We start from the raw sequence: 22,822 nt of genomic DNA, 5'->3' as shown, positions 1-22,822 counted from the left end.
TGGGCAGCCTACGCCCGATTACTGATCAGTAACCACTTGGGCGTGGCGGATCGCATAGTGGCCGGTACCGTTGTTGAACAGGTGTTCAACTTCTTGGGGGTCGGCTCTCGTGCTCGTCTACCTGGTGCTTGCCGTCGCGATCATCGGTGAGGTGACCGCCACCGTGTCGCTGAAGCTGTCCGAGGGGTTCAGCAGGCCGATTCCCTCGATCGTGGTCGTCGTGGGGTATGTGACCGCGTTCACCGCGCTGGCCAAGGTGCTCCAGCTGGGCATGCCCATCGGCGTGGCCTACGCGATCTGGTGCGCGTTCGGCGTCGCGGCGGTCGCGGGCATCGGCGCGGTGCTGTTCAAGGAGCCGCTGAACGCGACGGTGGTGGTCGGGATGCTGCTGGTGATCGCCGGCGTGGTCACCATCGAGCTGGGCGGCAATGGCCCCTCGTCCTGACGCCCCGCCGCGCCCCGACGGCCGGCGGGCGCGCGGCGAGCGGCGGCGCGGGGAGCTGCTGGAGGCGACGCTGCGGGTCGTGGCGCGCGACGGCGTGGCCGGGGTGAGCCACCGGTCGGTGGCGCGCGAGGCGGGCGTGCCGCCGACGTCGGCCACCTACTACTACGCGACCCTGGACGACCTGCTCGTCGCCGCGCTCACCTGGTCGGCGGAGCGGACGGCTTCGAGTTTCCGCAGCGTCGCCCCGACGCCCGCGGCCGTGGCGCGGTTCGTCGCCGACGCGGCGGGCGCGCACCGGGAGCGGACCCTCGCCGGGTACGAGCTGTACCTGCTGGCCGCGCGCCGACCGGAGCTGCGGGCGGCGGCCCGGCGGTGGTCCGACCTGGTGGCGGGCCTGGTCGGGCCGCGGGACCCGGTGGCGCTGCGGGCGCTGCTCGCGGCGCTGGACGGGCTGCTGGTCCAGGCGCTGATCGCCGATTCCCCGCCGGTGGTGGAGGACCTCGAACGGGTCGTGTCCCTTCTGATGCCCGGTGGATGACCTTCGCGCGGGACACTGGTCGCATGAGGTTCGCCGGGCGTGAGTCGTGGCAGGTGTCGCACGGGACGAATCAGGCGGTCAACACGGCCCTGTTCGTCCGCGACACGCTGGCGCTCTCGGTCGACACCGTGCCCGAGCTGCCCGGGCTGGACCCGTCGGTCCCCGTGGTGGTCCCGGCGGGCGTCGACCGCGCGGCGGCGGCCGAGGAGTGGCTGGGCTGGTGGGCCGACGTGCTCGACCACGCCCGCACCGAGATGCCGTCGGGCTCCCCGGACGACCCGGCGGGCCCGTCGCTGCGCCTGCGGCCCGCGCTGCGCGCCGCCGTCCTGGCCCTGAGCCGGCCCGCCGCCGAGTACGACCACCGCAACGCCGCCACCCGCAACGCCCTGCCGGTCGGCGAGGTGGTGCGCGGCGTCGAGCACCGGCTGGGCCGCTACGTCCGCCCGTTCCGCCTGGTGATCACCGAGGTGCCGGTGCAGGGCCTGGTCTGGGAGCGCATGACCGACTCGCACGTGATCGCCTCCCAGCGCTTCCTCAGCGACCCGACCCTCTCCGCGCCCGCCCTCCGCGCCACCGTGGAAACCCTCGCCTGACCCCACCCCCTCCCGCGCGTGTCCTCCACCCGGACACCGCGTGTCCTCCGTTCAGGCACCGCGAGTCCTCCACCCGGACACCGGCGCCGCGAACCGGAGTGGAGGACTCGCGGTGCCGGAGTGGGGGACACGCGGGGGTAGGGACAACCCCAGGGGCGGGTCGGGGGTCTTCCCGATGGGCCGCGGTGCCCCGGCCGCCTAGCTTGGACGCAGCGACTTGAGGCCGAGGGGGCGTTGTGGTGGTCAAGCGGATCGGGTTGGCGGCTGTCGTGGCGGTGATCGCGGCGGTGGCGCTGACGTCCTGCGTCCGGCTGGTCGAGCACGGCTTCCGGGACCAGCACACCGTGGGCGACCGGATCACCGAGGTCCGGGTGGACAACGGCTCCGGCGACGTCACGGTGCGCGGCCGCGCCGACGGCACCGCCACCTCCACCGACGTCCGCCGCTTCGTCGGCTACCCCAAGGGCGGCGCCAAGCCCGAGGGCCTGTTCCACCGGGTCGAGGGCACCACGCTGGTCCTCGGCGGCTGCGGCAACCGCTGCTACGTCGACTACGACGTCGTCCTGCCCTCCACCGACGTCCGCGTCACCGGCGGGAACGGCTCCGGCGACGTGCGCTTCGAGGCCGTGGCCGCGGTCGAGGTGGACCTCGGGTCGGGCGACGTGGCGCTCAAGCAGGTCTCCGGCCCGGTGCGCCTGGACAACGACTCGGGCGACCTGGAGGCCGCGGACGTCACCGGCGACCTCGTCGCCCGGACCGGTTCGGGCAACATCTCCCTGTCCGGCATGCGCGGCGCGGTCACGCTCGAAAGCCGTTCCGGCGACGTGGACGTCCGGATGGCCGCGGCGACCTCGGTCCGCGCCGAGACGGGCAGCGGCAACGTCACCGTGCACCTGCAGCCCGCGTCCTACCGGGTGGACGTGGGCACGGGCAGCGGCGACCAGGACGTCGCCGTCGCCAACGACCCCGACGCCGCCTCCGAGCTGTTCCTGCGCACGAGCAGCGGTGACGTGGCGGTCCGCGTCGCCCAGCCGGCCCCCTGACCGTCGTTCTCGCCCGACAGCGGCGCGCAGGCGATCACCCGCCCTGCGCGCCGCACAGCCGTGCCCACCCCGCCAGCTCCACCCGTTCCCCCAGCGTGCGGCCGGTGCGCCCACGCGGCGAAGCAGTCCTCGCGGCCACCTCGGAGTGGCCCGGATCACGTCGATCCGGGAACACCCGCCCCGCCCCCGTCGTTGGACGGAGCAGAAAGGTTGAGCCCAGTGGACTCAAGTCCGGCCTCCCTGGCAAACTTGAGCCGACACCGCTCAACGCGGGGCTCTCACAAACGCACTACCAGGAGGAATCCAATGGCGCGAGCGGTCGGCATCGACCTGGGGACGACCAACTCCGTCGTCGCGGTTCTCGAGGGTGGCGAGCCGACGGTGATCGCCAACTCCGAGGGTTCGCGCACGACCCCGTCCATCGTGGCCTTCGCCAAGAACGGCGAGGTGCTCACCGGGCAGCCCGCCAAGAACCAGGCGGTGACCAACGTCGACCGGACGATCCGGTCGGTCAAGCGGCACATCGGCACCGGGTGGACCACCGAGATCGACGGCAAGCAGTACACGCCGCAGGAGATCAGCGCGCGCGTGCTCATGAAGCTCAAGCGCGACGCCGAGGCGTACCTGGGCGAGGAGATCACCGACGCCGTGATCACCGTGCCCGCCTACTTCGAGGACGCGCAGCGCCAGGCCACCAAGGAGGCCGGCCAGATCGCGGGCCTCAACGTGCTGCGCATCGTCAACGAGCCCACCTCCGCCGCCCTGGCCTACGGCCTGGACAAGGGCGAGAAGGAGCAGACCATCCTGGTCTTCGACCTCGGTGGCGGCACCTTCGACGTCTCGCTGCTGGAGCTGGGCGACGGCGTGGTCGAGGTCCGCGCCACCAGCGGCGACAACCACCTCGGCGGCGACGACTGGGACCAGCGCATCGTCGACTGGCTGGTCGACCGGTTCAAGCAGAGCAACGGCATCGACCTGACCAAGGACAAGATGGCGCTGCAGCGCATCCGCGAGGCCGCCGAGAAGGCCAAGATCGAGCTGTCCAGCTCGATGCAGGCCAACATCAACCTGCCCTACATCACCGTCGACGCGGACAAGAACCCGCTGTTCCTCGACGAGACGCTGTCCCGCGCCGAGTTCCAGCGCATCACCAACGACCTGCTGGAGCGCACCCGCGCCCCGTTCAACAACGTGATCAAGGACGCCGGCATCAGCGTCGGCGACATCGACCACGTGGTGCTCGTCGGCGGCTCGACCCGCATGCCCGCCGTGGCCGAGCTGGTCAAGGAGCTGACCGGCGGCCGCGAGCCCAACAAGGGCGTGAACCCGGACGAGGTCGTCGCGGTCGGCGCCGCCCTGCAGGCCGGCGTCCTCAAGGGCGAGGTCAAGGACGTCCTGCTGCTCGACGTCACCCCGCTGTCCCTGGGCATCGAGACCAAGGGCGGCGTGATGACCAAGCTCATCGAGCGCAACACCACGATCCCGACCAAGCGCTCCGAGATCTTCACCACCGCCGACGACAACCAGCCGTCCGTGCAGATCCAGGTCTTCCAGGGCGAGCGCGAGTTCGCCCGCGACAACAAGAAGCTCGGCATGTTCGAGCTGACCGGCCTCCCGCCGGCCCCGCGCGGCGTCCCGCAGATCGAGGTCACCTTCGACATCGACGCCAACGGCATCGTGCACGTCTCCGCCAAGGACATGGGCACCGGCAAGGAGCAGTCGATGACCATCACCGGCGGCTCGGCGCTGCCGAAGGACGACATCGACCGCATGATCAAGGACGCCGAGGCGCACGCCGAGGAGGACAAGCGCCGCCGCGAGGAGGCCGAGGTCCGCAACCAGGCCGAGACGCTGGTCTACCAGACGGAGAAGGTCGTCAAGGAGAACGACGACAAGATCCCGGCCGAGGTCAAGGACAAGGTCAAGGCCGCCATCGAGGAGACCAACGAGGCCCTCAAGGGCACCGACATCGCCAAGGTCCGGACCGCGGTGGAGAAGCTGGCCACCGAGTCCCAGGCCATCGGCCAGTCCCTGTACGCCAACGCCGCGCCGACCCCCGACGCCGCGGGCGGCACCACCACCGGTGACGCGCCCAAGGCCGACGACGTGGTCGACGCCGAGATCGTGGACGAGGACGACAAGAAGTGACCCGGCCCGAAGAGCAGCCCCACGTGGTGGTGCGCGACCGCAGGCGCATCGACCCCGAGACGGGGGAGGTCCGCACCGCCCCCGAAGGCGAGGACACCCCCGTCGAGGCCCCGGAGCAGGACGGGCAGGACGAGCAGCCGGAGCAGGCCGAGGGCGGCAGGCACGCCGCCCCCGACCTGCCCGACGACGACACCCCCGTCGCCGACGACCCGACCGTCGCGCTGAAGGCCCAGCTCGACGAGCGGACCGCCGACCTCCAGCGGCTCACCGCGGAGTACGCCAACTACCGCAAGCGCGTCGAGCGCGACCGGGAACTGGTGATCGCCACGGCCAAGTCGCAGGTCGCGGGCGAACTGCTCGGCGTGCTCGACGACATCGAGCGCGCCGGCGCCCACGGCGACCTCGTCGGCGCGTTCAAGGCGGTGGCCGACAAGCTGGTCGGCTCCCTGCACGGCATCGGCCTGGAACCCTTCGGGCACGAGGGCGAGGAGTTCGACCCGGCCGTCCACGAGGCCGTGCAGCACAGCACGTCCCCGGACGTCAGCGGACCCACCGTCACCGCCGTGCTCCGCCGCGGCTACCGGTACGGCGAGCGGGTCCTGCGGCCCGCGCTCGTCGCCGTCACCGACCACGAGCCCGGGGCGCCCGCCCAGGACCAGACCGAAGAGAACTGAAAGAAAGGGGGGTGATGTCCGGTGAGTGCTAGGGACTGGATCGAGAAGGACTTCTACCGCGAACTGGGCGTCTCCTCCGACGCCTCGGCGGACGAGATCAAGCGGGCGTACCGCAAGCTGGCGCGGGAGCTGCACCCCGACGCCAACCCGGGCGACGCCAAGGCCGAAGCGCGGTTCAAAGCCGTGTCCGAGGCATACGGCGTGCTGTCGGACGCCGCCAAGCGCAAGCAGTACGACGAGGCCCGTCGGCTGTTCGCGGGCGGCGGCGGCTTCCCCGGCGGGTTCGGCGCCGGCAACAGCGGCTTCGACGTGGGCGACCTGTTCGGCCGCACCGGCGCCCAACCCGGCGGCATGGGCGGCCTCGGCGACCTCCTCGGCGGGCTGTTCAACCGCCGGGGGGGCACGTCCGCCTCCGCCACCCGCCCGAGGCGCGGCGACGACGTCGAGACCGACGTCCGGATCGACTTCACCGAGGCCGTCCGCGGGGCCACCGTGCCCCTCCGGCTGTCCAGCCCGGCGAGCTGCGGCACGTGCGCCGGCTCCGGCGCACGACCCGGCACCACCCCGCGCACCTGCCCCACCTGCGGCGGAGCCGGACTGGTCACCCGCAGCCAGGGCGCGTTCGCGTTCTCCGAACCGTGCGCCGACTGCCGGGGCACCGGCCGGATCGTCGACGACCCCTGCCCCGAGTGCGGCGGCGACGGCGTCAGCACCAAGACCCGCACGCTCACCATCCGCATCCCGGCGGGCGTCGACGACGGGCAGAAGATCCGACTCGCCGGCCAGGGCGAACCGGGCCGCAACAACGGCCCCGCGGGCGACCTGTACGTGCGCGTGCACGTCAACCCGCACCCCGTGTTCGGCAGGACCGGCAACGACCTGACCCTCACCGTGCCGGTCACCTTCCCGGAACTCGCCCTCGGCACCACGTTGACCGTGCCCACGCTCGACGGCAAGGTGACGTTGAGGGTGCCCCCGGGCACCGCGAGCGGAAGGGTGCTGCGAGCCAAGGGCAAGGGCATCACCAGGCGCGACGGCCAGGTCGGCGACCTGCTGATCACGCTGCAGGTGGCGGTGCCCAACAACATGGACGCCGCGGCACGAGAGGCGTTGGAGCAGTACGCGTCGGCAACGGCCCGGCACGATCCGCGGGCCGAGCTCAACGCGATGGTGGAGAAGAGGTCGGTGTGAGCTTCCCGTTCCCGCCCGGAACCGACGAGGACACCCCGTTCTTCGTGATCTCCGTGGCGGCGCAGCTCTCCGGTCTGCACGCGCAGACGCTGCGGTCCTACGACCGGATGGGGCTGGTGTCGCCGGGGCGCACGACCGGTGGTGGGCGCCGGTACTCGATGCGCGACATCGTGCTGCTGCGCGAGGTGCAGCGGTTGTCGCAGGAGGAAGGCGTCAACCTCGCGGGGATCAAGCGGATCATCGAGCTGGAGAACGAGGTCGGCGCGCTGCGCGCCAGGGTGCAGGAGCTGACCGAGGAACTGGCCTCCGCCCTGGCGGCGGCCGAGCAGGCGGCGGCGTCGGTGCACGCCTCGTACCGGCGTGAACTGGTGCCGGTGCGGCACGAGACCGCGTTGGTGGTGTGGAAGCCGAAGCCGAAGCGCTGAAACTTCCGATCACTCGATGGGGTGGTCGATGTACGGAAACGGTGTTACCGATCATCGGTTGCACATGAGGAACCCCGCGACCACCCCACACCACCCCGCCACACCACCCCGCCACCGCCCCCGACCCGACGACGCCACCACTACCGACCGGCCAGCCTTCGACCGGCCAGGCCCACCCGCCACCCATCACCCACGGATCCCCACCCCGCCGACGGCTCGCCCCGGACTCCCCGACCGCGCTCCCGGATCAGGCCCAGCTCGGGCTCGGCCCGAGTTGTCCACAGGTCCAGCCTCGGAGGTGGCGTGCCGCACGCGAGCGGTCGAGGATGGAGGTGGTCGGGACTGATCGGCTGTGGACCGGTGGGCCGGGTTGCGAACCGCACCGCTCAGCCGCAAGTCAGGACAGGTGTGGATTGGTGAGGGGTGGATCGGGCACGGGTCGGTGCGAGGGCATGGGGTGAAGCGCGCGGAAGCTGATCGCAGGGCTGGGTGAGTCGGTCCTGACGCGGGGCGAGCAGGCCGTGGCGAGTATCGGCGCGGTGCATCCTCGCTCAGCGCAGGGCATTCCGCTCAGCGCAGGGCGGGCGTCCCCAGGCGGTTGCAGGGGCGATCCGGCCGCGCGGTGGCGGACCGACCCGGCCACGCTGGGCTGGTTGATCTGGTCGATCTGGTCGCGCTGGGCGTCGATCTGGCCGCGCTGGGCTGGTCGGTCTGGCGCGCGGACCGCCCGCTTGGTGCGTTTGCCCAGGTCAGTCCAGCGTGAAGGGGTCGTACTTGATCCGGTCCAGCGGGGTGCCCGCCACGAGCATGCGCGACACCGTGGCCCGGATCATCGACGGCGAGCCGCAGACCAGCACGTCGCGGTCCTCCCACGCCCCGTAGCGGGTGACGACGTCGGCGAGGGTGCCCTGCTCGACGCCGCGGGCGCCCGGGTCCGACTCCAGCACCGGCACGACGGTCAGCCAGGGGTTCGTCGTCGCGAACCGCTGGAGGTTGTCCAGGTCGTACAGGTCGTCGCGGGTTCGGCCGCCCACGAACAGGTGAACGCGGGGGTTCTCGCCCCACTGCGCCATCTCGTCCACGATCGCGTGCATCGGCGCCACGCCGGTGCCGCCGGCGACCATGAGCACGTCGCGCCCGGACTTGCGGTCCACGCCCAGCCGCCCCATCGGGGGGCCGATCCGCCAGACGTCACCCGCCTGGGTGTGGCCGACGATCGACCGGCTGACCCAGCCGCCCTCGACCGAGCGGATGTGGAACTCGATGATGCCGTCCTCGCGCGGGGCGTTGGCGGGCGAGTAGTACCGCCACAGGCGCGCGCGCTGGGGCGTCTCGACGCTCACGTACTGCCCCGCGCGGTACCCGACCGGGTGATCCGGCTGGAGCCGCACGACGGCCAGGTCCCAGCTGACCCGCTGGTGCTCCAGCACGGTCGCGTGCCAGTACGCCGGACCCTCGTCCGCCGCGGCGGCCTCCTGCATGGAGCGGGCCATGATCGTGTACGCCTCGGCCCACGCCATCTCGACCTGCGGCGTCCACGCGGGGCCCGCGTACTTCTTGATCGACGCGAGCAGCGCCGTGCCGACCGACTCGTAGTGCACGTTGACCACGCCGAACTTGCGGTGGTCGCGCCCGAGCTGCCGCAGGAACGGGATCAGGTCGTCCGGGCGGTCGACCATCTGCACGACGTGCACCAGCGCGCGGAGCAGCCGGCTGCGCTGGACCTCCATGTTCACCGGGAACATCTCGCGGGTCGCCGGTGCCAGGCTGAAGAGCATGCCGTAGAAGAACTTCGCGACCTCATCGGAGCGCGGCTCCACCACCGCGAAGCTCTCCCGGATCATCCGCACCATGGCGGTGACCCCCGGGGGCGGCTCTCGGCGCGGAGGGCTCGGGATGGGGCTCAACACAGCGTTCGCAGTCATGGTCCGGGCGCAGTCTCCACGTTTCTGGCGGCGCCAGCAAGGCGCTACGTCCTCGTCAAGCTTCCATCCCCGACGGAGGGACATTAACCCGTCAACTGCCTGGTTGACTCCTTGATGCCACCTTCGAGTGCTGTCCGGTCACGGACGGTCGCAAGTCGCTCCGGCCAACGGGTGGACATTCCCTTATAGGTATACCGAAACCGAGGCTTGTGGCCCACCCCCAGACGTACCGATGGGTATGGGGGAGTACGAGGGCCTGGCCCTCGAGGCCCGCTCAACGCCGGCTTCAGGCGCCCGGCGACGTCCGGTTGCCGCCGCCTCGGGGTGGGCGCACGCTGGTGGTCCGGGGAGCCGGTGAGCGGATCCGGTGAGGCTGTGGATACCGATCGTGCCCTTTTCCGCACTACTGCGGAGAGGCATATGCGCCTGTGGATGCGCACCTGGGGATTGTGGACAACTTGCGACTGGCTGTGGACAACCGGCTACGACATGTGGGTGACCTGGTCGAAACTGTGGGTAACGGCCTGGGGCGAGGGTCGGCCGGAGAGCAAGTTGCACTCAGCAACCTGCACGCGACGCCGCAGGTGAGGTGATGTGCGAGGGGCGAGGGGGAAGGGCGAGGGAGAGGGGCGAGGGGGAAGGGCGAGGGGGAGGCCGAGGGCGGCGGACTGCTGTCTCGCGCCGCCGCTCGACCACCGCTGTCCGGCTGTCCCCGCGATGCTCGGTGCCGAGACCGCGCCCCAGGGCAAGCGCCTTGCCGGGCCATGGGTCCGAATGTCAAGCCGAACGTCGGGTCGAACCCCAGGCCGAACGTCGGGCCGAACCCAAGCCGAACCCCAAGTCGAACCCCAGGCCGAGCGCCAACCCGAACCTCCCCCTCGCCTCAGACCTGCGCCGCCCGCTCGGCCGCGCTCCGCTCGATGCAGAACTCGTTCCCCTCGGGGTCGGCCAGCACGACCCACCCGCTCCCGTCCGCCCGCCGCTGGTCGTCCACCAGCGTCGCCCCGACCCCCAGCAACCGCTCGACCTCCTCGTCGCGCGTCGTCTCGGCCCGGAGGTCCAGGTGCACCCGGTTCTTGACCGTCTTCCCCTCCGGCACCTGGATGAACAGCAGCCCGTGCCCGCCGGGCAGCCCGATGTACGCCTCCGGGTCGCCTGGGTTGTCGTCGTCCGCCAGCGGCCGCCCGAGGACCTGGCTCCAGAACCGGCCCAGCTCGTAAGCGTCCCGGCAGTCGAACGTGATGTTGTGCAGCAGAGAGGTCATGCGCAGATCTTCATGCGTTCGCCGCCCCACCGCACCGGCTTTACCGGCCCTCCCAGTGACCCAAGACACACCACTGGCACAGGTTGAGCGGAACAGGCTCAACTTTCCTGACGTTGAGCAGGGTGACGGCCGGTGCGGAACGCTGGCCCCTGCACGAATCGCCGACCGAGGTGAGGAATGGACGCTTTCAACCCGACCACGAAGACCCAGCAGGCCGTGTCCGCCGCCGTCCAGGCGGCGACCATCGCGGGCAACCCGGACGTCACCTCCATCCACCTCCTCGGCGCGCTCCTGGCCCAGGGCGACGGCCTGGCCGCCCCCCTGCTCGGCGCCGTCGGCGCGGACCCCAAGCAGGTCCACAAGGAGCTGGAGCAGCTCTCCCGCGCCCTGCCCGCGGCCACCGGCTCGTCCGTGTCCGCACCCCAGTTCTCCCGCGACGCGGTCCGCGTGCTGTCCCGCGCGCAGGAACTCGCCACCGAGATGGGCGACGAGTACGTCTCCACCGAGCACCTGCTCGTCGGCCTCGCCCAGCACGGCGGCCAGGTCACCGACCTGCTCAAGCGCCACGGCGCCACCCCCGAGGCCCTGCGGGACGCGTTCGGCCGGGTCCGCGGCTCCGCCCGGGTCACCAGCCCCGACCCCGAGGGCACCTACCAGGCCCTGGAGAAGTACGGCGTCGACCTGACCGAACGCGCCCGCAAGGGCGAGCTGGACCCGGTCATCGGCCGCGACACCGAGATCCGCCGCGTCGTGCAGGTGCTGTCCCGCCGCACCAAGAACAACCCCGTGCTGATCGGCGAGCCCGGCGTCGGCAAGACCGCCATCGTCGAGGGCCTGGCCCAGCGCGTGGTCGCCGGCGACGTGCCGGAGTCGCTCAAGGGCAAGCGCGTGGTCGCGCTCGACCTCGGCGCGATGGTCGCCGGCGCCAAGTACCGCGGCGAGTTCGAGGAACGCCTGAAGGCCGTGCTCAAGGAGATCACCGACTCCGCCGGCCAGGTCATCACCTTCATCGACGAACTTCACACGATCGTGGGCGCCGGTGCGGGCGGCGACTCCGCCATGGACGCCGGCAACATGATCAAGCCGATGCTGGCGCGCGGCGAGCTGCGCATGGTCGGCGCGACCACCCTGGACGAGTACCGCGAGCGCATCGAGAAGGACCCCGCCCTGGAGCGCCGCTTCCAGCAGGTCCTGGTCGGCGAGCCGTCCGTCGAGGACACCATCGGCATCCTGCGCGGCCTCAAGGAGCGCTACGAGGTGCACCACGGCGTGCGCATCACCGACGCCGCCCTGGTCGCCGCCGCCACCCTGTCCGACCGCTACATCACCGCCCGCTTCCTGCCGGACAAGGCGATCGACCTGGTCGACGAGTCCGCGTCCCGCCTGCGCATGGAGATCGACTCCCGCCCGGTCGAGATCGACGAGGTCGAGCGCGCCGTGCGGCGGCTGGAGATCGAGGAGATGGCGCTGGCCAAGGAGTCGGACCCGGCCTCGGTCGACCGGCTGGCCGCGCTGCGCGCCGAGCTGGCCGAGAAGCGCGAGGAGCTGTCCGCGCTCACCGCCCGCTGGCAGAACGAGAAGACCGCCATCGAGAAGGTCCGCGACCTCAAGGAGCAGCTGGAGCAGCTGCGCGGCGAGTCGGAGCGCGCCGAGCGCGACGGCGACCTGGGCCGTGCCGCCGAGCTGCGCTACGGCCGCATCCCGGCCCTGGAGAAGGAGCTGGAGGAGGCCACCCGCACCACGCAGGACGCCGCGGTGATGCTCAAGGAGGAGGTCGGCCCGGACGACGTGGCCGACGTGGTCTCCGCCTGGACCGGCATCCCGGCGGGCCGCCTGCTGGAGGGCGAGACCGCGAAGCTGCTGCGCATGGAGGACGAGCTGGCCAGGCGCGTGGTCGGCCAGTCCGAGGCCGTGCGCGTGGTGTCGGACGCGGTCCGGCGCACCCGCGCGGGTGTCGCCGACCCGGACCGGCCCACCGGCTCGTTCCTGTTCCTCGGCCCCACCGGCGTGGGCAAGACCGAGCTGGCCAAGGCGCTGGCGGAGTTCCTGTTCGACGACGAGCGGGCGATGATCCGCATCGACATGAGCGAGTACTCCGAGAAGCACTCGGTGGCCCGCCTCGTCGGCGCGCCCCCCGGCTACGTCGGCTACGACCAGGGCGGGCAGCTCACCGAGTCCGTCCGCCGCCGCCCGTACAGCGTGGTGCTGCTGGACGAGGTGGAGAAGGCCCACCCGGACGTGTTCGACGTGCTGCTCCAGGTCCTCGACGACGGCCGGCTCACCGACGGCCAGGGCCGCACGGTGGACTTCCGCAACACCATCCTGGTGCTGACCTCGAACCTCGGCTCGCAGGTCATCGCGGACGCCACGCTGGACGACCGGCAGCGCCAGGACGCGGTCCTGACCGTGGTCCGCGCCCACTTCAAGCCGGAGTTCCTCAACCGGCTCGACGACGTGGTGGTGTTCCGCGCGCTGGCCACCGAGGAGCTGACCGCGATCGTGGACATCCAGGTCGACCGCCTGGCCCGGCGCCTGGCCCAGCGGCGGCTGACCCTGGAGGTCACCCCGGCCGCCCGCGACTGGCTCGCCCTCAACGGCTTCGACCCGGTCTACGGCGCCCGGCCGCTGCGCCGGCTGGTGCAGTCGGCCATCGGCGACCAGCTGGCCAAGGAACTGCTCGCGGGCGAGGTCCGCGACGGTGACACGGTGAAGGTGGACGTGGTCGACGACCAGTCCGGGCTGATCGTCGGGCGGTCCTGACGGCCGGTCGGCGCCGACGGCCGGTCGGCGCCGGCTGATCAGGGCCGACGCCGGCTGGACGGCCCGGTGGGCCGGGCCTGGACGACCGCTGGTGGGTCGGGCTCGCTGCGCGGGGGTCCCCGCCAAGGGCAGGGGGTCGGCAAAGTCTTTTGTGCTGGTGGTGAGGCGGGCACGGCACCCCGTGGTGATCATGTGATTGTCGAAGTCGCATGACCGGGGGGTGTCGTGCCCGCCTCGTTGTCGTGCCTGATGGCCGCGGTGCCGGTCGAGTGGTCGGCACCGGCCGCCGAGCGGGTCGGTGACCCGCGGGTTTTTCCGGCCGGGGTGCCCGATCCGCGCAAGGCGCGCGGTGTTCGACATTCGTTGGTGCCGGTGCTGGTGGTGGCCGCGGCGGCGGTGGACGGCAAGTCGCCGGCCGGCACCCACGGCCGTGCCGCCCACCCCGCCCGCGTCACCACGCTCGTGCGCGGCCACCGGGACGTCGAAAACCGCCTGCACCGGGTCCGCGACGCCGCCTGCGACGAAGACCGCTCCCGCGTCCGCACCAGCAACGCGCCCCGCCTGCCGGCGGGTACGACATCGATCGCCGGTCGAGGCCGGTGCTGTTCGTCGCCCGGGCCCGGTGACCGACTGCCGGCGCGGCCCGGGTGCCGATCACCCACGCCGATCACCCACAAGGCCGCGCGCCCCACCGATCGGCCCCCACCCCGACGCCCCCGCGTGACCGATCGTGTCGACCCGACCCCGCGACCCGGGCCTTCGAGTAACAGCTTGATCCGAATGCGCGAACCGCGCCGCCGGTGATCTTCGATTGTGCAGCCCGGCCCGCTACTCTCGCACCGTGGGCATACCGGCGTGGGTCTGGTTCACCGTCGCCGCGGTCGCGGGCGTCGCGGGGTTCGCCCTGCTCGCCACCGACCGGGCGCAACGAACCGCACGAAACCGCGAACGCCGCCGCTGGGCGGCGCTGCGCGGCTGGCAGTTCGAGGAGACCGACCACGTGCTGCCCACCCGCTGGGAGAGCGGCGCGATCGCCTACTACGGCGCCGGCGTGGCCAAGGACGTGGTGGCGGGCTCGACGTTCACCGCGGACGGCCGCCGGCAGGTCTACGTGCTCGACCACGAGACCGGCGGCAAGGTCAACTCCGTGCTGGTGGGCGTGCGCTGCCGCCGCGCGCTGCCGGTGGTCGTGGAGCTGTGGCTGCCCAGCGTGCCGTTCCAGCGCGACCAGATGCCCGACCTGCTCGGCCCGGTCGGCTCCCGCTACGCGTTCGTCAGCGAGCTGCCCGCCGCGCGCAAGCTCATCAACCCCGACCTGGTGGACGCCGCCGAGGAGATCGGCGCGGACGTCACCGTCGTGTGGCTGGAGAACGACTGGGTGCTGGCCGCCGCGCCGCCCGGGTCGACGCCGGCCCGCCTGGAGCGGCTGCTGCGCGACCTGGGCGAGCTGGCCGACGTCGTCGACCCGTTCGACGCCGACGACGAGTCCGACACCGGTGGCGAGGTCCACCGGCCGCAGTTCGGGCGCAAGCAGTGACGCCGCCGACCGCCCTGGTCACCGGCGCGTCTTCCGGCATCGGGGCCGCGTTCGCCCGCCGGCTCGCGGCGGAGGGGCACGACCTGGTGCTGGTCGCCCGCGCGGCGGACCGGCTGGAGGAGCTGGCGGCCCGGCTGCGCAACGCGCACGGCATCACCGCCGAGGTGCTGCCCGCCGACCTGGCCACCGCGGCGGGCCGGGAGGCCGTCGCCGACCTGCTGGCCGGGCGGGAGGTGGACCTGCTGGTCAACAACGCGGGCTTCGCCCTGGCCGGCGACTTCGCCACCGCCGACCCGGCGGCGCTGGAGTCGCAGACGGACGTCAACGTCATCAGCGTGCTGCGGCTGACCCGCGCGGCGCTGCCCGGCATGGTCGCGCGCGGCCGCGGCGCGGTGGTGAACGTGGCCAGCGTCGCGGGCATGCTGCCCGGCCGCGGCAGCACCTACAGCGCGGACAAGGCGTGGGTGATCTCGTTCTCCGAGGGCATGGCCATGGCCACCGCGGGCAGCGGCGTGCGGGTGATGGCGCTGTGCCCGGGGTTCGTGCGCACCGAGTTCCACCAGCGCGCCGGCATCGACATGTCCAGGACGCCGGAGATGATGTACCTGGACGCGGACCACGTGGTGCACGACTGCCTGGCCGACCTGCGGGCGGGCAAGCCGCTGTCCGTCCCGGGCGCCCAGTACAAGACCATCACGCTGTTCGCCCGGCTCGCGCCGCGGGCCCTGGTGCGCCGGATCGCCTCGCGCGTCGCGGGCGCGCGGGGGCGCACCTGACGCTCCCCGGGCCCGGGTCGCCCGACGACCGGGGTCACGGTGTGCCGGCGCGCGGCCCGGTATGACAGTCTTGGCAGCCGTGCGAACCGAAGTGGTGCCAGATCCCGACGCCAAGGCCGAGCTGGCGCGGTTGGTGGGCGAGTTGGCCGTCGTGCGCGGCAGGGTCACGCTGTCCTCGGGCGCCGAGGCCGACTACTACGTCGACCTGCGCCGGGCGACGCTCCACCACGCCGCCGCCCCGCTGATCGGGCGGCTGCTGCGGCAGCTCACCGCCGACTGGGACTTCGCGGCGGCCGGTGGGCTCACCCTCGGCGCCGACCCCGTGGCCTGCGCGATGATGCACGCCGCCGCGGCCTCCGGCGAGGTGCTCGACGCGTTCGTCGTGCGCAAGTCCGCCAAGCAGCACGGCATGCAGCGGCAGGTCGAGGGCTTCGACGTCACCGGGCAGCGCGTGCTCGCGGTCGAGGACACCTCCACCACCGGCGGCAGCGTGCTGACCGCGGTGGAGGCGTTGCGCGCCAACGGCGCGACCGTCGTCGGCGTGGCGACCGTGGTGGACCGCGGCACGGGCGCGCGCGAGGCGATCGAGGCCGCCGGCCTGCCCTACCGGTACCTGCTCGACCTCGCCGACCTGGGGCTGGCGTGACATGGGGAGCGCGCTCGTCCTGCTCCTGGTGATCGTGGCGATCCTCGGGGTGGGGGTCGCCGTGGGCTTGTCGCGCCGGAAGCGGAACCCGTTCACCGACCAGCGGTTCGTGAACGACTGGGAACAGCGGATGCGCGCGCTGGAGGCGTCCCTGGGGTGGCGGTTCGTCGCCGAGGACCAGGGCTTCCAGGAGCGCGTGCCGCAGATCGGGCGGATGCTGGAGGCCGACCGGACCCGGGTGAAGTTCCAGCTGGTCGGGCACTGGCGCGGGGTGCCCGTGCTGGCGGTCGAGGTGGTGCTGCGCACCGACAACACCGTCACCTCCGAGTACCGGGCGTACTCGGTGGTGGTCGTGCCGCGGCCCATGCCGGGGCCGTGGGTGCTGATCAGCCCGCGCACGGACCGCGTGTGGGGGCTGTTCGACCAGTTCACGCCCACCGGCGACCCGGTGTTCGACGGGCGCTACGAGGTGCGCCGCAAGAACCCCGCGTTCGCCGGCGCGCTGCTCGGCTCCGGCCTGGCGCAGGCCCTGCTCCAGGACCCGCGGGCGAACGGGGTGGCCATCGCCTTCGACGAGCACAACCTCGCCGCCGCCGTGCCGGGGCCGCTGCTCCAGGCCCCGCTGGGCCACCTGGCGGACCTGCTGCTGGACGTGGCGGGCAACGTGCCCTGGCAGGCCCTGCCCCGCGGCTGACCCCACCCCGCAGCCGGGAACGGAAAACCCCCTACGCGTGATCGTCATCGGGCCTACCCTGAGGGCAGGGAGGAGGTCCCTATGGTCGCGCGGGCGTTGGCCGAGCTGGTCATGGTGGTGCACTACGGGGTCCTGGTGTTCCTGGTGGTGGGCGGGTTCCTCGCCTGGCTCAGGCCCCGGGTCCTGTACTTCCACGTGGCCATGGCCGCCTGGGGGTTGCTGGTCGTCGTGTTCCCGATCGCCTGCCCGCTGACGTGGCTGGAGAACGCCTTCCGCGACGCGGCCGGGCAGCCGCCGCTGCCCGGGGGGTTCATCGACACCTACATCGACGGCGTCCTCTACCCGGAGTCGGCGGCGCGCCCGGTGCAGGTGCTGGTGGCACTCGTGGTCGTCGTCTCGTGGGTCGGCTACTACCTCAGGCGACGCAACGAGCGCAGCGGCGGACCGGTCGGGGTCACCGGTCGGCGATAATTCCCGAAAACGGGATCGCTGGACCGGAGCAATCGCCTTCCCCGTCCGTACCAACCTCAATTCCGGGGCTGTCGCGGTGCCCTACCCTTCGGCTACGGGCAGGGGGAGGGGAGCGGTCGTGGCGGTGGTCAGAACAGATCTCGCCGTGAGAGGACCGGTGCGCCGGGGAAGGCGCAAACCGCCGATTTCGGCGTTGCGCCAGCGATTGCGGGACTACGTGGTCTACTCGGCGGTGCTGGGGCCCGCGGAAATGTTGTCGGTCCTGCTGGGGATGGGTGGCGCCGCCGTTGTCGCGGTGGGTGCCGGTCATTACCGGACGGCCGGGTTCGCGCTGCTGGGACTGGGTGTGACCGCGCTCGTGGCGCTGCTCTGGGTGAACCGGGTCGAGTGGCGGCGGCGTGACGAGTCGGAGCGGCAGCTCCTGCTCCGGTACTGCGACATCCTGGAAAACCGGCACGGTCAGTCGTGGGCGGTGAAGAACTGGCTCCAAGAGGTCGACATCGAGGCCAACGGGGACGTTCGGCAGCGCATTTCGTTCACCGTGGTCGTGCTTTGCGACCTGCTGCACTTCTGCAGCTTCGCCGATCGGGCGTGCTGGGACTGGCCCGATCGGTACAAGCGCCGCGTCAAGGTGAAGGTGCGCAGCGTCGAGGTGGGCGGCGAGGGCGGCACGCGGTTCGGGTTCACCACGGCGTGGATCGACAACACCAACCGGCTGAAGGTCATGATGCACCTCAACGAACCGGCGCCGCGCGGGAGCGAGGTGAACTTCCTGGTGGAGGTGTTCTGGCCGGCCAAGTGCGCGCCGCTGATGCGCGGGTACGAGGCGGACGAGTTCCTGGTCTCGTTCAGCGAGACGATCGAGTACGCTCGTTACGTCATAACCTATCCGCCGGGCTTCTCGGTAAGGGTTGACAAACTGGGGCTGACGGGGCGGGATGATTGCTCGCTCAATCATGGTGTGAATGCCTCGGGGAGGCCGGAGACGGACCTGGTCATGCGCGACATCGGGGCTTACCGCAAGGTCGGCGTGCGAGTTGACTTGGCATGATGGTTGAGTTGGCATAAGAGCCGGCTACCGTGCGCTACGATGCGCCGGTGATCAAGAACACCGCTGCCGCGAAGGCCGGTTCCGTGCGCATTTTTGTGAATTTCTCTCTCGTTGTTGGCGGGGAGACCACCAGCGGCGGTGACACCGACAAGAAGTAACGATACGTTCCCGTTCCCGTTGGTCGACCGGTCCTGCTCAAGTCGGGGGAGCAGGACCCCGGGCGCGGGATGCGCCATCATCGCGGTGTGGTGGTCCTGGAAGGTTTTCACGCGGTCAAGCACGCCCTCCGCTTCGGGGCGGAGGTCCGGTCCGTCCTGGTGCTCGACCGCGACGCGGCGCTCGGGTTCGCCCGCACGCACGCGCCCGACCTGGTCGGGGAGTTCGAGCGGCGCGCCGAGGTGGTGGGCGCCGGGGAGTTCGTGGAGCGGGTCGGGCGGTCGCACCCCACGGGGGTCGCGGGGTTCGCCGAGCGGCCCGCGGGCGGGGGTGAGGCGCGGCGGGCGCCGCTGGTGCTGCTCGACAACCCGCGCAACCTGGGCAACTTCGGCGCGGTGATCCGGGTCGCCGCCGGGCTGGGGGCCGGTGGGGTGGTGTCGCTGGGCGACGTCGACCCGTGGCACCCGAACGTGCTGCGCGGCAGCGCCGGGCTCCACTTCGCGCTGCCGGTGCGGCGGTTGGCCGGCCTGGACGAGGTGACCGGGCGGGTCGTCGCGTTCGACGCGGGCGGCGTGGGGCTGCGGGGCCTTGAGATCCCCGACGACGCCGTGCTGGCCTTCGGGTCCGAGCGCCACGGGCTGTCGGACGCGGTGCGCGCGCGGGCCGACCTGGTCGTGTCGCTGCCGATGCGGCCGAAGGTGTCCAGCTACAACCTCACCACCAGCGTCGCCATGGCCCTGTACCACTGGGAGCTGTTCCGACAGGCGTCTTGACCGGTTCAGTTGGCACCCTGTGCGGGTGACCACACCGAAGCTGCTCGGCGCGCGCGCCGGGGTCGCCGAGCGCGCCGTCGAGTCCAGGCACCTGCGCCGCGTCTGGGGGCTGCCGGGCACCGCGCTGGGCGCCGCGTCGTGGCCGCCCCGGCCGCGCGACCGCGTGCACGGGAAGTTCAACTACTGGTGGCAGGCCCACCTGCTGGACTGCGTGCTCGACGCCCAGCTCCGGTCACCCCGCGCGGCCCGCGTGGCGCTGGTGCGGCGGCTCGTGCGCGGCGTGCGCGTGCGGAACCTGGGCCGGTGGACCAACGACTACTACGACGACGTCGCGTGGCTCGGGCTGGCGCTGCTGCGCGCCGAGCGGGAGGTGGGGGTCTCGCGGCCCGGCGCGGTCGCCGCGATCGCGCAGCGGCTGCGGGACGGCTGGACCGACCACGGCGGCGGCGGCATCTGGTGGAAGCGCCACGACGACTTCAAGAACGTGCCCGCCAACGGGCCCGCCGCGATCCTGTTCGCCCGCCTCGGCACGCGCGCCGACCTCGGGCGGGCGCGGTCCATCGTGGACTGGGTCGAGGGGTGCCTGCGCGACGAGTCCACCGGGCTGCTGTGGGACGGGCTGCACGTCCACCCCGACGGGTCGGTGCGCGAGGTCGAGAAGAACCTCTACACCTACTGCCAGGGCGTGGTGCTCGGCGCGTGCGTGGAGCTGGGCGGCGCCTACCGGGACGTGGGCGCGCGGGTCGTGGACGCCGTGGCCGACCACCTGGCGGCCGACGACGTGCTGCGCGGGGCGGGCGGCGGGGACGCCGGGCTGTTCGCCGGGATCCTCGCCCGGTACCTCGCGCAGGCCGCGCTGCGGCTGGAGCGGCCGCAGGCGGGGCGGGCGGCCGCGCTGGTGCTCGCCTCCGCCGAGGCGGTGTGGGCGAACCGGGCGGCGGTGGTCAGCGGGCCGCTGTTCGGGCCGGAGTGGGGGCGGCCGACCGGGGAGGCCGCGGGCGACCGGCCGGAGCGGGACCTGTCCGTGCAGCTGGGCGGGTGGATGGCGCTGGAGGCCGCGGCCCTGCTGGAGCGCGAGGGGCTCGGGTGAGGGCAGCCGGGGTGAAAGGGCCGGGAGGGAGGAGGGCCGGGGCGGTGAGGGCCGGGGCGGTGAGGGGGCTGTCCGGTGAGGGCGCTGCCCTGCTACCCGTGGCACCCGCACGACCGGCGGTGGCGCAGGGTGGGCGGCAGCCGGATCGTCTCGGGCGAGCGGTCCGGGTCCTCGATGCGCGCCAGCAGCAGCCGCACGGCGGTCCGGCCGATCTCCTCCACCGGCTGCGCCATCGTGGTCAGCGGCGGGTCGACCAGCTCCGCCCACTCCACGTCGTCGTAGGTCACCAGCGCCAGGTCCGACCCGACCCGCACGCCGCGCGCGCGGGCCGTGCGCAGCACGTCCACCAGCACCTGGTGGCCACCGACCACCACACCCGTCACCCGGCCGAGCAGCGGCTCCAGCGACGGCCGCACCAGCGCCTCGTCCCACGCCAGCCCGGCGCGGCCCAGCCCCAGCCGGTAGCCGAGCACGCGCTCGTCGGTGGTGGCCAGGCCGGGCGTGCCGCACACCATGCCGATCCGCCGGTGCCCCAGCTCCGCCAGGTGCCGGACCAGCGCGGAGGTGGCCTGCACGTTCTCCGGCCCGACCTGGTCGGTGTCCTGCGCCACGGTCAGCCGGTCCACCAGCACCGTCGGCACGCCCAGCCGGCGCAGCTCGGGCAGCGCCGCCGAACCCGACGTGGGGGTGAGCAGCACCCCGTCCACCCGGCGCGACCGCAGCATCCGCACCGCCGCCTGCTCGGTCTCGGCCTCGCCCTGCGTGTCGATCAGCACGAGCGTGTAGCCGGCCCCGGTCGCCTCGCTCTCGATCGCCGCGATCAGCTCGGCGAAGTACGGGTGGGACACCAGCGACACCGCCAGGCCCAGCGACTTCGTGCCGCCGGTGACCAGCGAGCGCGCGATGGCGTCGCCGGTGTAACCGGTCTCCTCGACGGCCTTCAGCACCCGTTCCCGGGTGGCCTCCGCCACCGGCCTGGTGTTGTTGATCACGTGTGAGACCGTGGTGATGGAGACGCCGGCGAGACCGGCGACCTCCCGCATGGTGACCATGGGCTCGTCCCCGTTCGAGCTGCGCAAGCGATTGCGTGGCGACTTTACCCGCCAGGAGGCCAGACCGTGGTTTCGGTGCTCTGCGTCGGGCTGACCACCGTGGACGTCAGCCAGGTGGTGGCCGAGTTCCCCGCGCCCGGGCAGAAGGTCCAGTCGCTCGGCGTGCACCTGGCGCCGGGCGGCCCGGCGGCGAACGCGGCGCGCGCGGTGGCCGCGCTGGGGCACCGGGCGGTGCTGCTGACCGCCGTGGACGGTGAGCTGGGCGGCTTCGCCCGCGAGCGGCTGCGCCCGGTGGAGGTCCACTCGGTCGGCGCGGGCGGGCCGGCGCTGAGCATGGTGGTGGTGCGGGAGCGCGACGGCGAGCGGACCGTGGTCTCGCGCAACGCCGCGGGTGCCGGTGCCGCGGGCGAGGTGCCCGCCGGGCTGGTGGAGGCGGCCGACGTGGTGCTGGTGGACGGTCACCACGGGCGGCTGGCGCTGGAGGCGGCCCGCCGGGCGCGGCGGCGCGGCGTCCCCGTGGTGCTGGACGCGGGGAGCTGGAAACCCGTGCTCGACGACCTGCTGCCCCTGGTGGACGTCGCCGCGTGCGCGGAGGGCTTCGAGCTGTCCGAGCGCGAGGTGCACGACCGCGGCGTGCCGCTGGTGGTCCGCACGCACGGCCCGCGGCCCGTCACCTGGTCGCGCGGTGGTGCCGTCGGCTCGCAACCGGTACCTGTTGTCGAGGTGCGCGACACCAACGGCGCGGGTGACGCTTGGCACGGCGCGCTGGCGGTCGCGGTCGCCCGCGGTGACGACGTGGCCGACGCCGTCGCGTGGGCGAACGAGGTCGCCGCGGTGCGCGTGCGCCACAACGCGTGGGACTGGGTGGAGGAGCTGGGACGGTGGCGGGACAGGCGGTGAAGTTCGACGAGCTGGTCGACCGGGCGCGGCTGCTGGCGGACACCGGGGAGCGCAGGCTGCTCGGCATCGGCGGGGCGCCCGGGTCGGGCAAGTCGACGCTGGCGCGCCGGCTGGTGGACGCCCTGGGGTCCGACGCGGCGCTGGTCGGGATGGACGGCTTCCACCTCGCCCAGCGCGAGCTGGAGCGCCTGGGCATCGCCGGGCGCAAGGGCGCGCCGGACACGTTCGACATCCCCGGCTACGTCGACCTGCTGGGCCGGCTCAAGGCGCGCGGGCCGGACGTGGTGTACGCGCCGGAGTTCCGCCGCGAGATCGAGGAGCCGATCGCGTGCGCGGTGCCGGTCGACCCGGCCGTGCCGCTGGTCGTGACCGAGGGCAACTACCTGCTCATGCAGTACGACAAGTGGAAGCGCGTGCGGGTCGTGCTCGACGAGGCGTGGTTCCTGATGATCGACGAGGACCTGCGGGTGGCGCGGCTGATCGACCGGCACGTCCGGTACGGGCGGTCGGTGGAGGAGGCGCGGGAACGCGTGCTGCACGGCACCGACCACGTCAACGCGCTGATGGTGAACGCCTCGAAGTCGGCGGCCGACCTGCTGATCACGGAGGTGCTGTGAGCCGGGTGCGGTGAGCCGGGCGTGGTGAGCCGGGGGGTGTGGTGGGCCGGCTG

23 protein-coding genes are annotated in these 22,822 nt (G+C 72.7%); 20 read left to right on the top strand and 3 right to left on the bottom strand.

The features are described 5' to 3' along the window. The first annotated feature begins 109 nt into the window (after positions 1-109). The 8 genes from EKG83_RS45935 to EKG83_RS45900 all read left to right on the top strand — a co-directional run bounded on the left by EKG83_RS45935 (position 110) and on the right by EKG83_RS45900 (position 7,057). The gene (locus EKG83_RS45935; RefSeq protein WP_033428296.1) at positions 110-445 is read left to right on the top strand and encodes a DMT family transporter; all 336 of its coding nucleotides are present in this window, start codon (positions 110-112) and stop codon (positions 443-445) included. Further along, positions 429-983 carry a TetR/AcrR family transcriptional regulator gene (locus tag EKG83_RS45930; protein WP_033428297.1) on the top strand — a complete coding sequence of 185 codons (555 nt, stop codon included), beginning with the start codon at positions 429-431 and terminating at the stop codon, positions 981-983. Before EKG83_RS45935 ends, EKG83_RS45930 begins: the two co-directional genes overlap by 17 nt. 23 nt (positions 984-1,006) lie before the next feature. Then, positions 1,007-1,576 carry a hypothetical protein gene (locus tag EKG83_RS45925; RefSeq protein ID WP_033428298.1) on the top strand — a complete coding sequence of 190 codons (570 nt, stop codon included), beginning with the start codon at positions 1,007-1,009 and terminating at the stop codon, positions 1,574-1,576. Between the two features lie 236 nt (positions 1,577-1,812). Further along, on the top strand, positions 1,813-2,619 hold the full coding sequence (locus EKG83_RS45920) for a DUF4097 family beta strand repeat-containing protein (RefSeq protein ID WP_033428299.1): 807 nt from the start codon (positions 1,813-1,815) through the stop codon (positions 2,617-2,619). Between the two features lie 306 nt (positions 2,620-2,925). Continuing rightward, the gene (gene dnaK, locus EKG83_RS45915) at positions 2,926-4,767 is read left to right on the top strand and encodes a molecular chaperone DnaK (protein WP_033428300.1); all 1,842 of its coding nucleotides are present in this window, start codon (positions 2,926-2,928) and stop codon (positions 4,765-4,767) included. Further along, positions 4,764-5,441 carry a nucleotide exchange factor GrpE gene (grpE, locus tag EKG83_RS45910; protein ID WP_033428301.1) on the top strand — a complete coding sequence of 226 codons (678 nt, stop codon included), beginning with the start codon at positions 4,764-4,766 and terminating at the stop codon, positions 5,439-5,441. The genes dnaK and grpE overlap by 4 nt, the downstream gene beginning before the upstream one ends. Positions 5,442-5,462: 21 nt before the next feature. Continuing rightward, a complete protein-coding gene (dnaJ, locus tag EKG83_RS45905; RefSeq protein WP_033428302.1) occupies positions 5,463-6,632 on the top strand; it encodes a molecular chaperone DnaJ in 1,170 nt (389 codons plus the stop codon). Beyond that, positions 6,629-7,057: a heat shock protein transcriptional repressor HspR gene (locus EKG83_RS45900; protein ID WP_033428303.1), complete on the top strand. Its 429-nt coding sequence runs from the start codon at positions 6,629-6,631 to the stop codon at positions 7,055-7,057. The genes dnaJ and EKG83_RS45900 overlap by 4 nt, the downstream gene beginning before the upstream one ends. Before the next feature lie 749 nt (positions 7,058-7,806). Here EKG83_RS45900 and EKG83_RS45895 read toward each other — a convergent pair. Together EKG83_RS45895 and EKG83_RS45890 are read right to left on the bottom strand one after the other, a co-directional pair. After that, complete coding sequence (locus tag EKG83_RS45895) at positions 7,807-8,910, bottom strand: FAD-binding oxidoreductase (protein ID WP_033428304.1); 1,104 nt, start codon at positions 8,908-8,910, stop codon at positions 7,807-7,809. A gap of 955 nt (positions 8,911-9,865) precedes the next feature. Beyond that, complete coding sequence (locus EKG83_RS45890; protein ID WP_033428305.1) at positions 9,866-10,246, bottom strand: VOC family protein; 381 nt, start codon at positions 10,244-10,246, stop codon at positions 9,866-9,868. Positions 10,247-10,423: 177 nt separating this feature from the next. Between EKG83_RS45890 and clpB the strand changes: the two genes are divergently transcribed. From clpB to EKG83_RS45840, 10 genes are all read left to right on the top strand, one after another. Beyond that, positions 10,424-13,006 carry an ATP-dependent chaperone ClpB gene (gene clpB, locus EKG83_RS45885; RefSeq protein WP_033428306.1) on the top strand — a complete coding sequence of 861 codons (2,583 nt, stop codon included), beginning with the start codon at positions 10,424-10,426 and terminating at the stop codon, positions 13,004-13,006. Positions 13,007-13,231: 225 nt separating this feature from the next. Then, entirely contained in the window at positions 13,232-13,810 is a 579-nt protein-coding gene (locus EKG83_RS45880) for a hypothetical protein (protein ID WP_153278831.1), read from the top strand. A 37-nt stretch (positions 13,811-13,847) separates the two neighbouring features. Further along, positions 13,848-14,543: a type III secretion system chaperone family protein gene (locus EKG83_RS45875; protein WP_033428307.1), complete on the top strand. Its 696-nt coding sequence runs from the start codon at positions 13,848-13,850 to the stop codon at positions 14,541-14,543. Continuing rightward, positions 14,540-15,319 (top strand): SDR family NAD(P)-dependent oxidoreductase, encoded by a 780-nt coding sequence (locus tag EKG83_RS45870; protein WP_033428308.1) that lies wholly within the window; start codon positions 14,540-14,542, stop codon positions 15,317-15,319. Before EKG83_RS45875 ends, EKG83_RS45870 begins: the two co-directional genes overlap by 4 nt. A gap of 91 nt (positions 15,320-15,410) precedes the next feature. Further along, positions 15,411-15,965 (top strand): orotate phosphoribosyltransferase, encoded by a 555-nt coding sequence (gene pyrE / locus EKG83_RS45865; protein ID WP_153279026.1) that lies wholly within the window; start codon positions 15,411-15,413, stop codon positions 15,963-15,965. Position 15,966: 1 nt separating this feature from the next. After that, positions 15,967-16,659, top strand: coding sequence for a hypothetical protein (locus EKG83_RS45860; RefSeq protein ID WP_033428310.1), 693 nt, complete (start codon positions 15,967-15,969; stop codon positions 16,657-16,659). A gap of 81 nt (positions 16,660-16,740) precedes the next feature. Further along, positions 16,741-17,130 carry a DUF2784 domain-containing protein gene (locus tag EKG83_RS45855; protein ID WP_033428311.1) on the top strand — a complete coding sequence of 130 codons (390 nt, stop codon included), beginning with the start codon at positions 16,741-16,743 and terminating at the stop codon, positions 17,128-17,130. A gap of 118 nt (positions 17,131-17,248) precedes the next feature. Next, positions 17,249-18,181 carry a hypothetical protein gene (locus tag EKG83_RS45850; protein WP_153278830.1) on the top strand — a complete coding sequence of 311 codons (933 nt, stop codon included), beginning with the start codon at positions 17,249-17,251 and terminating at the stop codon, positions 18,179-18,181. 245 nt (positions 18,182-18,426) lie between these two features. Continuing rightward, the gene (locus tag EKG83_RS45845; RefSeq protein ID WP_228122448.1) at positions 18,427-19,110 is read left to right on the top strand and encodes a TrmH family RNA methyltransferase; all 684 of its coding nucleotides are present in this window, start codon (positions 18,427-18,429) and stop codon (positions 19,108-19,110) included. Positions 19,111-19,135: 25 nt separating this feature from the next. Further along, a complete protein-coding gene (locus tag EKG83_RS45840; protein WP_084716072.1) occupies positions 19,136-20,200 on the top strand; it encodes a glycoside hydrolase family 76 protein in 1,065 nt (354 codons plus the stop codon). Positions 20,201-20,292: 92 nt separating this feature from the next. Here EKG83_RS45840 and EKG83_RS45835 read toward each other — a convergent pair whose 3' ends face one another. Then, entirely contained in the window at positions 20,293-21,252 is a 960-nt protein-coding gene (locus tag EKG83_RS45835; RefSeq protein WP_033428314.1) for a LacI family DNA-binding transcriptional regulator, read from the bottom strand. Positions 21,253-21,327: 75 nt separating this feature from the next. On the opposite strand from EKG83_RS45835, the gene EKG83_RS45830 reads away from it, so the two are divergent. Together EKG83_RS45830 and EKG83_RS45825 are read left to right on the top strand one after the other, a co-directional pair. Next, entirely contained in the window at positions 21,328-22,152 is an 825-nt protein-coding gene (locus EKG83_RS45830; protein ID WP_033428715.1) for a carbohydrate kinase family protein, read from the top strand. Next, a complete protein-coding gene (locus EKG83_RS45825) occupies positions 22,134-22,769 on the top strand; it encodes a nucleoside/nucleotide kinase family protein (protein ID WP_228122447.1) in 636 nt (211 codons plus the stop codon). Before EKG83_RS45830 ends, EKG83_RS45825 begins: the two co-directional genes overlap by 19 nt. The last annotated feature ends 53 nt before the right edge of the window (positions 22,770-22,822 follow it).

This window comes from Saccharothrix syringae (assembly GCF_009498035.1).
Taxonomy (GTDB): Bacteria; Actinomycetota; Actinomycetes; order Mycobacteriales; family Pseudonocardiaceae; genus Actinosynnema; species Actinosynnema syringae.
The sequence above is the reverse complement of the archived record's forward strand: the minus strand, read 5'-3'. Positions and strand labels throughout refer to the sequence as shown.